12 protein-coding genes and 3 pseudogenes are annotated in these 12,541 nt (G+C 69.1%); 10 read left to right on the top strand and 5 right to left on the bottom strand.

Translation table 11 applies throughout. The features are described 5' to 3' along the window. Nucleotides 1-6 precede the first annotated feature (6 nt). Entirely contained in the window at nt 7-1,767 is a 1,761-nt protein-coding gene (locus tag V4Y04_RS02855; protein WP_332425594.1) for a non-ribosomal peptide synthetase, read from the bottom strand. Between the two features lie 89 nt (nt 1,768-1,856). Next, a complete protein-coding gene (locus tag V4Y04_RS02860; RefSeq protein ID WP_332425595.1) occupies nt 1,857-2,351 on the bottom strand; it encodes a hypothetical protein in 495 nt (164 codons plus the stop codon). 192 nt (nt 2,352-2,543) lie between these two features. Between V4Y04_RS02860 and V4Y04_RS02865 the strand changes: the two are divergent. The 7 genes and pseudogenes from V4Y04_RS02865 to V4Y04_RS02895 all read left to right on the top strand — a co-directional run. Further along, nucleotides 2,544-2,645: pseudogene (locus V4Y04_RS02865) on the top strand (DNA cytosine methyltransferase); the annotation flags it as partial. A 121-nt stretch (nt 2,646-2,766) separates the two neighbouring features. After that, nucleotides 2,767-3,711: pseudogene (locus V4Y04_RS02870) on the top strand (DNA cytosine methyltransferase); the annotation flags it as partial. Between the two features lie 52 nt (nt 3,712-3,763). Next, a complete protein-coding gene (locus V4Y04_RS02875; RefSeq protein ID WP_332425596.1) occupies nt 3,764-4,363 on the top strand; it encodes a DUF4913 domain-containing protein in 600 nt (199 codons plus the stop codon). Next, nucleotides 4,360-5,139, top strand: coding sequence for a glycosyl hydrolase (locus V4Y04_RS02880; RefSeq protein ID WP_332425597.1), 780 nt, complete (start codon nt 4,360-4,362; stop codon nt 5,137-5,139). The genes V4Y04_RS02875 and V4Y04_RS02880 overlap by 4 nt, the downstream gene beginning before the upstream one ends. Then, a complete protein-coding gene (locus tag V4Y04_RS02885; protein WP_332425598.1) occupies nt 5,136-5,612 on the top strand; it encodes a hypothetical protein in 477 nt (158 codons plus the stop codon). The genes V4Y04_RS02880 and V4Y04_RS02885 overlap by 4 nt, the downstream gene beginning before the upstream one ends. Beyond that, the gene (locus tag V4Y04_RS02890) at nt 5,609-6,274 is read left to right on the top strand and encodes a hypothetical protein (RefSeq protein WP_332425599.1); all 666 of its coding nucleotides are present in this window, start codon (nt 5,609-5,611) and stop codon (nt 6,272-6,274) included. Before V4Y04_RS02885 ends, V4Y04_RS02890 begins: the two co-directional genes overlap by 4 nt. Then, nucleotides 6,271-7,023 (top strand): large ATP-binding protein, encoded by a 753-nt coding sequence (locus V4Y04_RS02895; protein WP_332425601.1) that lies wholly within the window; start codon nt 6,271-6,273, stop codon nt 7,021-7,023. The genes V4Y04_RS02890 and V4Y04_RS02895 overlap by 4 nt, the downstream gene beginning before the upstream one ends. A gap of 189 nt (nt 7,024-7,212) precedes the next feature. Here the strand turns inward: V4Y04_RS02895 and V4Y04_RS02900 are convergent, their stop codons facing one another. After that, nucleotides 7,213-8,367 (bottom strand): acyl-CoA dehydrogenase family protein, encoded by a 1,155-nt coding sequence (locus tag V4Y04_RS02900; protein WP_332425603.1) that lies wholly within the window; start codon nt 8,365-8,367, stop codon nt 7,213-7,215. Nucleotides 8,368-8,771: 404 nt separating this feature from the next. On the opposite strand from V4Y04_RS02900, the gene V4Y04_RS02905 reads away from it, so the two are divergent. Continuing rightward, nucleotides 8,772-9,155, top strand: a complete 384-nt coding sequence (locus tag V4Y04_RS02905) for a transposase (protein ID WP_109383656.1) — start codon at nt 8,772-8,774, stop codon at nt 9,153-9,155. Between the two features lie 17 nt (nt 9,156-9,172). Further along, nucleotides 9,173-10,180 carry an IS3 family transposase gene (locus tag V4Y04_RS02910; RefSeq protein ID WP_332425518.1) on the top strand — a complete coding sequence of 336 codons (1,008 nt, stop codon included), beginning with the start codon at nt 9,173-9,175 and terminating at the stop codon, nt 10,178-10,180. A gap of 173 nt (nt 10,181-10,353) precedes the next feature. Here V4Y04_RS02910 and V4Y04_RS02915 read toward each other — a convergent pair whose 3' ends face one another. Next, complete coding sequence (locus V4Y04_RS02915) at nt 10,354-11,100, bottom strand: aminotransferase class I/II-fold pyridoxal phosphate-dependent enzyme (protein WP_332425605.1); 747 nt, start codon at nt 11,098-11,100, stop codon at nt 10,354-10,356. Between V4Y04_RS02915 and V4Y04_RS02920 the strand changes: the two are divergent. Next, a pseudogene (locus tag V4Y04_RS02920) lies at nt 11,076-11,705 on the top strand (HARBI1 family protein); the annotation flags it as partial. The gene V4Y04_RS02915 and the pseudogene V4Y04_RS02920 overlap by 25 nt on opposite strands. A gap of 4 nt (nt 11,706-11,709) precedes the next feature. On the opposite strand, the gene V4Y04_RS02925 reads toward V4Y04_RS02920, so the two are convergent. Beyond that, nucleotides 11,710-12,495 carry an aminotransferase class I/II-fold pyridoxal phosphate-dependent enzyme gene (locus V4Y04_RS02925; protein ID WP_332432687.1) on the bottom strand — a complete coding sequence of 262 codons (786 nt, stop codon included), beginning with the start codon at nt 12,493-12,495 and terminating at the stop codon, nt 11,710-11,712. Between the last annotated feature and the right edge of the window lie 46 nt (nt 12,496-12,541).

Genomic DNA, 12,541 nt, shown 5'->3' on the forward strand with positions numbered 1-12,541 from the left:
CGGCCGTCAGTCGGGCAGCCGGCTCTCGACGGCCACGGCCAGCTCGCCTATCGTCGCCGCCTCCAGCACCGTCCGGATCGGCCGCGCGATCTCGAACCGCTCACGGATCCGGGCGGTCAGCCTGGTCGCCTGTACGGAGTGCCCGCCGAGCTGGAAGAAGTTGTCGGCGACCCTCGCCTCCTGGATCCCGATAATGTCCCGCACAATCGCGCAGATCACGGCCGCGCAGTTGTCCGGCTCGACGGCATCCGGCGCCCGCCCGCCGTGCGGCTGTCCGTCCGCCCCCGCGTTCGGCTGCGGAAGGGCCGCCCGGTCGATCTTGCCGTTGGCCAGCGTCGGGAAGCGGTCCAGCACCATGACGTGTGCGGGCACCATGTGCGCGGGCAGTGACTGGGCGGCATGGGCGCGCAGGTCGTCCGGCCCTACCGTCGCCGTGGTGGTGACGTAGGCGACGACATGCGCGTCGGCGAGCTCGCCCCGCACCACGGCGACGGCGACTTCCACCGCCGGATGGGCGGCGAGCCGGGTCTCGATCTCACCGAGTTCGACGCGGAAGCCGCGCAGCTTCACCTGGCCGTCCACGCGGCCCGCGAAGAAAAGATCGCCGTCCTCCGCCCTGCGGCCCCGGTCGCCCGTGCGGTACATCCGGCTGCCGGGCGACCCGAACGGGTCGGCCACGAACTTCGCCGCGGTCGACCGAAACCGGTGGAGATAGCCGCGCGCCAGCCCGCTGCCCGCGATGTACAGTTCGCCCTCCGTGCCGGGCGGCACCGGGCGCAGGCGCTCGTCGAGCACGTACACCTCGTTGCCGATCCACGGCATGCCGATCCCGACGTCACCGGCGCCGTGCACCGGCCCGCCGATCGTCGCCCCGACGGTCACCTCGGTCGGACCGTAACCGTTGAACATCCGCCGCTCCCGTGACCACTTGCGCACCAGCGTCGGCGTACAGCTGTCCCCCGTGGACATGACGGTTCCGCCGAGCAGGACGTCCTCGGCATCGGTCTCGCTAAGAGCCACCGGGGGCAGTACCGCGTGCGTGATGCCGTACTTGAACAAGGTGGTCCACAGCGGGTGGCCCGGCAGCAGCTCGTCGGCGGGCACCATCACGAGGGCCGCCCCGGACAGCAGCGCGAGGGACACGTCCCAGAAGGCGGCGTCGAAACTGATGGACGCCCACTGGAGCACTCGGTCGCCCGGGCCCGCCCGCAGAACGGCCGCCTGGGTGGCCGCCATGTCCCGCGCGCCGCTGTGCGGTACGGCGACACCCTTGGGCGTTTCTGTCGATCCCGACGTGTAGATGACGTACATCAGGTGGTCGGGGCGCAGTACGGCGTGGCGCTCGTGCTGGGTGATGTCGTGCCCCGGCAGAGCCGCGCACGCGGCGCGGAACGCCGGGTCATCGAGGACGAGTTCCTCCGGACCCTCGCCGAGGGGCGCCACCGCGGAGGACCGCAGCAGCAGGGCCGGCCGCGCGTCGGACAGCATGAACGACAGGCGTTCCGCCGGATAGCCCGGGTCGAGCGGGAGGTAGGCGCCGCCGGCCTTGAGCACCGACATGATCGCCACGATCAGTTCGCTCGACTTCGGCATCGCGACCGCGACGAGCGAGTCGGGACCGACACCGTGCGCTATGAGCCTGCGGGCGAGCCGGTTGCTCCGGGTGTTCAGCTCCGCGTACGCGAGGGTGCCCTGCCCGTCGATGAGGGCCGGCTCGTCGCCCCGTAGGGCGACGGTTGACTCGAACAGTGCCGGAACAGTGTTCAAGCTCAGTCAGCTCCTTCGGAAGGCTCCCTGATCGACGGCGAATCTAATCTCCGGCGCCAAGGGAGCCCGCCGATTCCTTCCCGTCTCTGTCAGTGCCCGCTCCCCGCACCGGCGAGTACGCGCGGGCGGTTCCCGGCCCGGGTGACGGTGGTGCCGTCGCTGACGTGCAGGACCGCGTCGGATGTGGCCAGGGTGGCATGGTCAAGCGGGTAGTAGCCCTGCTGCGGGGTGGCGTCCGTCCGGCACCGGGCGGAGGCGACCGTGCCCGTGGGGGCCACGCCCCAACCGTTGACGCGGTCCTGCAGGCGGCTCTCGTAGGTGCCCGGCTCGGGGTCGCCCAGCTCGATGGCCTCGCTGCGGCCCAGGCTGCCGACGACGAAGACGTACTGCTCGCCCAGCAGCGGTGCCACGACGGTGCCGGCCCCGGGCCAACTGACGCTGAGGTCTCCCAGGCTCCAGGCGCTCGGGGTCCGCTGGAGGTGCACGTTGGCCGAGCCGCCGCCCGACCGAGTGAAGGCCGCCCGCGCCCGCAGCACACCCCGCCCAGGCGCGTCACCCCCAGCCCCGGCCAGCCGTCTCCCCACGCTGTCAGCAGCCCGACCACCCTCGCGCGGCCACCCGTGAGGCCCCCTCCCCACCAGCCTCTTCTGCCCCTGGAACTCGCCTTGATCTACCCCATCTCCGCAGCCGCGCCGGACCTACGTGCCACGACCCCGAGCCTCGCCACCCCGTTGATCGGGTCTCTCTGCTCGGGGTACGGCGGCCTCGACCTGGGCGTGCAGTCCGCGCTCGGCGGCACGCTCGCCTGGCATGCCGAGGTCGAACCGAACGCCTCACGCATCCTGGCCCGCCACTGGCCCGGCGTCCCGAACCTGGGCGATATCACCGCCGTCGACTGGTCCACCGTCCCCCGGGTGTGCGTCCTGACGGCCGGCTTCCCCTGTCAAAGACGTCTCGGTCGCCGGCCGCCGGGCCGGACTCAACGCCCAGACCCGCTCCGGGCTCTGGCTGCACGTCGCCCGTGCGGTCGCAGCCCTCCGACCCTGCCTGGTTGTGATCGAGAATGTGCGCGGCCTCCTCACCTCCCCCGCCGGTTCCCCTGGCGACGTGGAACCCTGCCCGTGGTGTCTGGGAGACACCGCAGGTCAGCCTGCTCTGCGGGCACTCGGTGCCGTACTCGGATCCCTGGCCGACCTCCGGTACGACGCGAAGTGGCTCGTGCTTCGCGCCTCCGACGTCGGGGCCCCGCACCGCCGCGAGCGGACCTTCCTCGCCGCATGGCCCGCCGGGCACCCTGCTGAAGACGCCGACCAGCAACATCGGGAAGAACGGCGGCAGCCAGCATCCATCGAAGCGGAAGAGCGGGGGGCACGGTCCGAACCTGGCCGACGAGGTCGAGTGGCTGCTGCTGCCGACCCCGAAGGCGTCGGACGGAATCAAGGGTTCGCCGAACCAGCGGCACGGCAATGGCGACATGACCCTGCCCAGTGCGGCTGCGTCTCTGTTGCCGACGCCGAGGGCCAGCGACACGGGCACCCCGGGCCGCCGCCCCGGGGAGGGATGGCGGCCTCCCTTGTCGGCGGTGGTCCTGCCCCTCTGGGCGGAGGAGACGCCGGAGGCGGGGGCGCGGACCGGCGATGGGGAGCGTACGGATCCGCCATCACCCGATGGGAGAGCCTCACCCGCCCGGCCCCGGCCCTCACGGACGGCGCCGGTCGGCTCCGCGCGGACTTCGTGGAGTGGATGCAGGGCCTCGACGCCGGCTGGGTCACCGCGACTCCGGGGCTCGGCCGTCCAGCGCAACTCACCGCGCTCGGCAACGGCGTCGTCCCACAACAGGCTTCGCGCCTTGCAGTTGCTGGCACCACCCTTCCCCCGCTGTCCCCGCTGCGCCGACCGATAGCGCTCCACTACCGCGATTTTCCGGCCGGACCAAACCGCTGATTCTCCGGATCCTCTCGGGCATGTCGCCGTCTCACAGATGGAGCACACCCCCATGGCCGACACCAGCCCGACCTCCCCCGGCCCCGAGCCGTACCGCGTCCCCGACGCAGACCTCGACGACCTCGCCAGCACCCTCGCCAAGACCATGGCCGAGGTCAGGCAGCACGGCGTCATCCTCGACCGCCTCGGCTCCGAGCCCGACCCCGGCGCCATCCAGCCGCCGGACGGCGCTCCGGAAGCCGAGGCGGCTGACGGGAAGAAGCCCGACGGCCCCGCCTCGGTGTTCATCCTCGCCCTGGGCGGCAAGGAGTACGCCGTCGAACTCGCTGCCCTCAGCGACTGGGTGAACTACCTCTTCCTGCCGGTGTACGGCCGGGAGATCAGCACGAGCCGTCCCTGGTGCGCGCACTGGCACGAACACCCCGAGGCCGTCGCCCGGCTCCACGCACTCTGGCTCGCCTGGCAGCAGTTCACCGACACGGAGGCTGGCCTGTCCGGCCCCTCGACCTGGCACCGCGACCACCTGGACCAAACCCTGGCGCACCTGCGTGCGCCCGACGGACCGTTCGCGGCCTGCACGACCAGCGCAACTCGCCCCAATCACCGGGTGCTGGCCACCCCGGCGCCCGAGCAGGCGGGGGTGACGGCGTGAACGACAGCCTCGACTTCGGCCTTGACGATCTCTCGCCGGTCGACGACGACTCCGAGGAGGCGATGGAGGCCCTCTGGACTGGCGACCTGACGGTGCTGTCCCAGAACCACACCACGCCCAACGGTTCGCACAGCTTCGTCCTCGCCCACGACCGATCGGTCACCTGGGGGATACCCGGCGAGCCACAGCTCGTTGCGATCGCGGTCGCTCGGGATCTGCGGCAGTCCACGTTCACGTTCGAGACTAGTCACCACGCCACGGCGTCCTTCGCACAGAACTGGCTGGCAGAACGCGGCTGCCCGCTCGAACGGATCGCACTGCACGGTGGCGACTACATCGAGCCCGCCGACGACCTCACCCTCCAGGTGGAACAGCAGATCCACAAGTCGGGCACCCGCTACGAGGTCCTCGACACCTACACCTCTGACGACAACCCCAGCGAGGCGTGGACACTCGTCAACGACTCCCAGGCCGCCCAGGCACCGGTTCGCCTCTTCTACGAGGAGTGGAACCACGGCGCCGGCACGTACACGATGCGCGAAGGCGCCTTCCCCGACGTCGGCGTCGCCCAGACCTGGCTGGACGAGCGCAGTGAACCGCTGCCCGAGCCTCCGGAGTACAGCGACCACAACGGTGCTGTCGTCCGGGCCCGCATCGCCCGCGTCGCCCTTTCCCGGTCCGCCGGCACCTCTCCGACACCGCAGACCGGGCTCGACGCGCCCCGTGCGACAGCGGCGGTACCGGTCCAGCGTGCGGTCCAGGGGAGGCTGCTGTGAGCCGCGCCCGCTTCGCCTTCGCCGCGCATCCTGACGCCATTGCCGACCTGCGGGAACTCCCGTCTGAGATGCGCGATTTGGCCTTGCTGGAGCTGCAGAACCTGGTCCACGGAAGCGACGACTGCTTGCCGTTGAAGGGCCGCCTCGCCGGCTTCCACAAGGTGTACGTCGACCCGGAGGTCTCTTACCGGCTGGTCATCCAGTTCCGCCAAGCGCCACCGACCTCGACCCACAAGCGCGAGATCTACCTCGTGGCGGCTGGCAGCCGGAAGGACTACGCGGTCTACCGCGCGGCCCACCTACGGACCGAGCCCCAGCAAGGGGTCGGCCCGCACTCCGCCACGGAGGCCCGCGTGCAGGCCGCCCGGTCTCGCTCGACGCTCACCACCGAACGGCCGACAACGGGCCGCGCGGCTGCCCCGTCACCAGCGCCGCCCTCGGCCACTGCTTCTCGAAAGGTCGCCCAGCGATGACCAACGACCGTACTGCGCTCACCCGTTCAGAGCTGGCGAATCTCCTCACCGAGGCCGCTCAGAACGTCGGCGGCATCCCTGCCGCCGAGTACCCGACGGCCGCCGCCCGCTCCTACCTGCATCCCGTCTTGGGTCCGCTGGCCGCTGGGCCCCGCGTGATCACCGAGCTGAACGACCGGTTCGAGGGCTTCGTGGCCATAGAGCCACGCCCTGCTGGTTCGGCGGGCCTGTTCGCTCTGGCCTCCTACGCCTCCGCGCTGGGGTGGCTCACCGAGTCGTTCGCCGAGCTGACCTCCTCGGTCGACGAGATCTGTACCCGCGTGGGCATACCCACGGAGCCACGCGCCCCGATCGCCGCCGCGCCCGGTGGTACTGAGCGGGACGACGAGTTCGACTTCGCCTTCAACGCACTTGAGTTGGAGGCGGTCCGCAACGCAGCCGAGGCCGCCGGCCTCGCGCCGGACGACTACGTCGAGGTTCTCTCCCAGTCGCTGCTCGCCGCCGCCCGGATCACCGACGCCTGCATGGAGATCTCCAGCGGCCTGCTCGATGACGCCGATCTCCTCAGCGAAGTGAGCGACCGCCCTCGGCTCGACAACGATCCCGGGAGCCTGCCCGCTCTGGTCCGCTCCCTGCTCGCCCGGATGGAGACGACGGAGTGAACCCGTACGACGCAGACACACACCCTGGGCCTTATCTCGTCGTCGAAGTGCTCGGTGTCGGGGATGTCAGCGTGCACGCCCTCGCACATGGTCCGGAGGAGCCGCTGCACCAGGCCGCTACACGCGTCATCGAAGCCGCAGCGGCGCTGGACGAGCGACACGAGAGCGTGCTCAACGCGGTCCAGCGCGCTCAGCGGCTGCTCGAAGGCACTGGTCGCGGTGAAGTCGGCCGAGCCCAGGTCTCATACGCGCTGCTGCGCACATCTCTCCCGGACCTCGGAGACGGCCTGGCCCAGCAGGACCGGGCATACAGCCAGCTCGTCGAGTCCCTGTCCGCCTACCGCCGGCTTCTTTCCTCGCCCGAGCCTGCTCAACACGCGAGCAACAAGAGCCATGGGCCGGGCCAGGAGACGAGGCCCCACCGGGACGACGACTGGGCCGTTGCCGGGGAGCGCGGGCTGGTAGCCCTCGAAGTGGTTGCGGCCGGAGGTGTTCGCTTTCGCCGCAACGCGATCGGCGAGGACCCGTACATCTCGCGGGAGAGGGCCCAGTGGCAGGACCCGGCGGTCTTCCCACAGACCGTGCAGCGGCTGGTCGCCGACGGGCTACTGCATCAGGACATCACCGAGAACGTGTACCGGCCCGGCCAGCTCCTCTCGCTCACTGCGCAGGGGGAAGCCGACCTGCGTCACCGCACATCCAACCGCCACGACCGCCAACCCGGCGAACCCATGCGGTCAGAGCACTAGGGACCGCCACTAGCGCCCCTTGGCCCCGCTGCCACAGTCCGCAGACGGCGTCCGCCCGCCGAGGAAGGGGCGAAACAGGAGCACTTTCCAGTACTCCTGTTCAACCCCGGACCGAAGCCCCCATCTAACTACTGATCGTTGCCGCTCCCGTTGGCGAAGGCGACGTGAATGGAACCCCGGGGGTCGGCGTCACCCGACGAAGCCCAGCTCCCTGGCGATCAGCATGCGCTGCACCTCGCTGGTGCCCTCGCCGATCTCCAGGATCTTGGAGTCCCGCCACATCCGGGCCACCGGATACTCGTTCATGAAGCCGTAGCCGCCGTGGATCTGCGTGGCCTCGCGGGCGTTGTCGACGGCGACCGTGGAGGAGTAGAGCTTCGCGATCGCCGCCTCCTTCTTGAAGGGCTCCCCGCCGATGAGGCGCGACGCCGCGTCCCGCCAGCCGACCCGTGCCATGTGCGCCCGCATCTCCATGTCGGCGATCTTGAACTGAATCGCTTGGTTCGCCCCGATCGGCTTCCCGAAGGCGTGCCGCTCCTTGGCGTACTTCACGGACTCGTCCACGCAACCCTGCGCGAGACCCGTCGCTAGCGCGGAGATGGCGACCCGGCCCTCGTCGAGAATCCGGAGGAACTGGGCATATCCTCGACCCTCTTCACCGAGGAGGTTCGCCGCCGGGACCCGCACGTCCGAGAAGGAGAGCTCGCGCGTGTCCGAGGCGCTCCAGCCGACCTTCGAGTACGGCGCCGCGACCGTGAACCCGGGCGTCCCCGACGGCACGATGATCGAGGAGATCAGCGGACGGCCGTCCGGCTTGCGGCCGGTGACGGCGGTGACCGTGACCAGGCCCGTGATGTCCGTACCGGAGTTGGTGATGAAGCACTTGGAGCCGTTGATCACCCACTCGTCGCCGTCCCGCACCGCGGTCGTGCGGGTGCCGCCCGCGTCCGAGCCGCCGTCCGGCTCGGTCAGACCGAAGGCACCGAGCAGTTCACCGGAACAGAGCCGGGGCAGCCACTCCTGCTTCTGCTCGTCCGTGCCGAAGAGGTGTATCGGCATGGCGCCCAGCGAGACACCCGCTTCCAGTGTGATCGCCACGGAGGAGTCGACCCGCGCCAGCTCTTCGAGCGCGATGCCGAGCGCGAGATAGTCACCGCCCATGCCGCCGTACTCCTCGGGGAAGGGCAGGCCGAACAGGCCCATGCGGCCCATCTCGCGGACGATCTCGTACGGGAACTCGTGGCGCTCGTAGTAGTCGCCGATCTTGGGGGCAACGACGTCGTGCGCGAACGCCTCGATCGTGCTGCGGAGTTCCTCGTGCTCGGGGGACAGATGGTGGTCCATTCTTCTCCTCATTTGCGACTTGCAAGGTTTGGTCACTACATAAGTGCTGCATGTGAGGGAGTCGGCCGGCCCGCTGCAGCAGCTCGACATCACACGCAGAGAACCGCGACCGTCGCCCAGGCTCTTTTGCTGGTGGTCTGCGCGGTCACGTCTGTCTCGCTAGCCCTGTCTTCGCTGATTGTTCTATCCCTTCGTTCTCCAGGCATGGCCAGGTTCCGTGTGGCGCTCGGAGCGCGGCTGCGGGGCCCCCGACAGCCGATCCGGGCGGCCGCCGCCGCGCGAATACGCTCTTCGCCGGCCTGTAGCGGGATGCCCAGCGGTCTCTCCCTCTCTGTCAGCCTTGGGTGAGACGTCCCGCTTCGGCGGGTTAGCCTGAGAGGGCACGACAGGAGAACCACCCCCTCATGACCAGCAGCAAGTCCGCCGGATCCGACCCGGCTCCCCGGCCGAAGCGCCGCACTTTCAGCCCGGAGTACAAGCTGCGGATCGTGGCCGAGTACGACGCCGCCCCGCAGAACGAGAAGGGCGCGGTCCTGCGCCGCGAGCGGCTGTACCACTCGCATGTGAAGGAGTGGCGGGCCGCGCGGGATGCCGGGGCTCTGGAGAAGCTGGTCGACCAGCGTACCGGCCCGGCGAGGCCGAAGAAGTCTGCTGCCGAGGCGGAGAACGAGAAACTGCGCCGCCAGGTGGAGCGTCTGGAGAAGGAACTGGCGCGGAACAAGGCCGCGCTGGAGGTTATGGGAAAAGCTTCCGCGCTCTTGGAAATGATCTCCGAGGGCGCGGACTGAACGCTGCCGTCACCCCGGTGGCCGATGACGCGTTCACCGGCGTCGAGGGCGTGCTGGGTGTGACTGCGGCGTGCCGGCTGACCGGCCGCTCGCGGGCCACCCACTACCGCCGGCTGCGTCCGGCGCCACCACGCCGGCCCCGCAAGCCGCAGGTCCAGCCCTCGGCCCTGACGGCCGAAGAACGGTCTGCGGTAATGGAGTTGATGAACAGCGACGAGTACGCCGAACTGGCGCCCGCGCAGATCTGGGCCCGCGAGCTGGATGCCGGGCGCTACCACTGCTCGGTCTCCACGATGTACCGGATCCTGCGCGAGAAGGGCCAGTCCGGCGAGCGCCGAAGACAGGCCACCCACCCCGCCCAGGCGGTGCCCGAGCTGGTGGCCACCGCCCCGTCGCAGGTGTTCACCTGGGACATCACCAAGGCGGCCGGACCGGCAAAGGGCATCTGGTATCACGCCTACGTCATCATCGACATCTTCAGCCGCTACATCGTCGGCCACACCGTCGAGGCCGCTGAATCGGCCGAACGGGCCGAGGAGTTGATCCGCGAGACCATCGTCCGCAACGGGATCGTGCCCGAGACCGTGCACGCCGACCGCGGCACCTCGATGACGAGCAAGAAGGTCTCCCAGCTGCTGATCGACCTCGGGGTGACAAGGTCGCACTCGCGGCCGAAGGTCTCCAACGACAACCCCTACAGCGAGGCCCAGTTCAAGACCACGAAGTACATGTCGGACTATCCCGAACGGTTCGACTCGCTGGCCCACGCCCGCGAATGGTTCGACGCCTTCATCGCGTACTACAACCACGAGCACCGGCACTCGGGCATCGGCTGGCACACACCCGCCTCCGTCCACTTCGGGACCGCCGAGGAGGTCCGCGACCAGCGCGCGGTCACCCTCGCCGAGGCATACGCCCGCCACCCCGAACGCTTCGGCCGCCGCCCCCGACCACCCGAGATACCCCAGACGGCCTGGATCAACGACCCGTCCAAGCGCCGCGAACCCGCACCACAAACCTCATAGCATCACGACCGTCTCACTGGACTTGAAATCTTCCGTCTTGACCCGCCCCCGTCACGAGCGCCCGGCTGCGTCCTCGCCGGGCCCGCGGCGCGGCAGGCGTGGACGCGGGAGAGGGGCGGTCGTTCCCTGTGCGTAGCGGGGGTGCCGCTGCGCCCGAAGCTCGCGGCGTCGGGTTACTTCACTGGGCCTCCCCTTATCGCGTCGGCTATCCGGTCGAGCGCCTGGAGGAGAACGGGCCATGAGGTTGCGAAGCCCAGCCGGACGAAGTCCTTGCTGACCGGCCCGAAGTCGGCACCCTCCATGGCCGACACTCTGGCTGCCCGCGAGATGAACTCCGCAGGGCCTGCGTTGCCCTGGCCGAGCCACTCAGGCAGTTCCAGCCACGACAGGTACGAAGCCTCTGGCTCGACGTAGCCGATGACGGGCAGCTCGGTGCGGGCGAAGAGGCTGACGACGTCGCGGTTTCCGGCTAGATAGTCGATCACCGAATCCAGCCACTCTGCGCCGTCGAGATACGCGGCCATCGCCGCGACAGCCCCCAGGGTGGAGGTTGAGTTCGACGTCGAGCGCAGCATCTCGGAGCCATCCCATGCTGCCACGGCGTTCCGGTGCGGCAGGATCACTTCTGCACACTTGATGCCGGAGATGTTCCATGCCTTGGACGCCGAGGTGATCGTGAAAGTGATGCTCGACGCTGTTTCACCAGGCAGCGAGGCGAAGGGGAGGTGCGTGGCGGAGGGGTAGGCCAACGGGGCATGGACCTCGTCACTGATCACCATGCCGCCGTGCCTGCGCACCAGCTCCGCCAGCTGTACTAGCTCACCCTCCTTCAGAACGGACCCTGTCGGATTGTGCGGGTTGCACAGGACGACGAGACACGGGCCCTCGGTCTTCAGATGGCCTGTCGACCTCAACTGCATACCGCTACCTCCACGAGGTACTGGCCGTCCTGGCCGCCGGCGCACCGGACCTGTCCACCGCGCTGGAGCGCGCGAAGGCAGCCGGGCTGACGCATCTGCACCTCGACGGTACGGTCATCCGTACCGACCGCGTCGCCGCCCCGGGCCCCAACGGCGCAGACCTCTGGTGGTCCGGAAAACACAAGCACCATGGCGGGAACGTGCAGGTCATCGCTACCCCGGACGGCTGGCCGATCTGGGTCTCGCCCGTACGGCCGGGCCGGGAACACGACACCACCTGCGCCCGCCACCACGGGCTGGTCGAAGCACTCAACCGCATCGCGGCCGAGCTGGACATGCCGACCCTGGTCGACCTCGGCTACGAGAACGTCGGCGACGGCTTCCGGCACCCGCACAAGAAGCCCGCCGGAGGCGAGCTGACCGAGGCCCAGCAGACGTACAACAAGGTCATCCGCGGCATCCACGGCGTCTGCGAGCGCGCCAACTCCCTGCTCAAGACCACCTTCAAGGCACTGCGCAGGGTCAGCTTCGACCCCAGCCGCATCACGAAGATCGCCGCCGCGGCCCTCGTCCTGCTCCAGCTCGAGTACGACCGCACCATCTGAACAATCACACACCGTCGTGATCCATTACTGGCAAAGGCTCAATGGCTCTCCCCGCGGCTCCGAATCCCTTGTTCAGCGAGGTAATGATCATCGTGCGCTCGTTGGTCGAACCCATCACGTCCAGGGCGTGGCCGCGCCCGTTTGCCCCCACTACCGACGTGCTGTGGGCTTCGTCGAAGTACAGGAACAATCCGCACTCCGCCTGAAGACGCATGAGTTCGCGGATGGGCGCGACGGTCCCACCGGTGCTGTAAACAGAATCACATATGTATGCAACGGCCTCATGCTCGCGGCATATCTCCTCGAGGGCTTCCATGTCGTTGTGCAACACGGTCATAACCTGCGTCTCGTCAGCACAGGCCGCCTTCAGCGCCAGCATGCAGAAGTGCGCCCTCTCGTCGAAGACGACAACGGGAGGATTCTCCCCTGTCAGCAGACCCGAAGCCAGAACGGGCAAGGTCGCCCAGGCCGCCGCCGCACACGAGTTGATGGTCCCGGTATCCGCATCGAACAGGTCGCTCAGCTCGGCTTCGGCCTCCTCGAGGAGCGGCATGGTCATCCTCACGCGCGACAGCGAGCTGTTGAGGACCCCGGTGCGCTGAACGGCAGCAGCGGCCGCCGCAATGATTTTGGGGTGTTCGTCAAGTCCCAGATATGAGTAGGACGACATATTGACGATACTTCTGTCGTCGGGCGTGCGCAGCAGCCCTCCGCTGCTCGGCTCCAGCACGCATCCGTGGACGCCTTCCTCCCGGGCGTAGTCCCAGTTGTGATTGCTGAGCGCCTGCATCTTCTTCACGTTTCCGTACTGGTGAAACGTCTACATCCTGCCCCCC

The organism is Streptomyces sp. P9-A2 (assembly GCF_036634175.1).
Taxonomy (GTDB): Bacteria; Actinomycetota; Actinomycetes; order Streptomycetales; family Streptomycetaceae; genus Streptomyces; species Streptomyces pratens.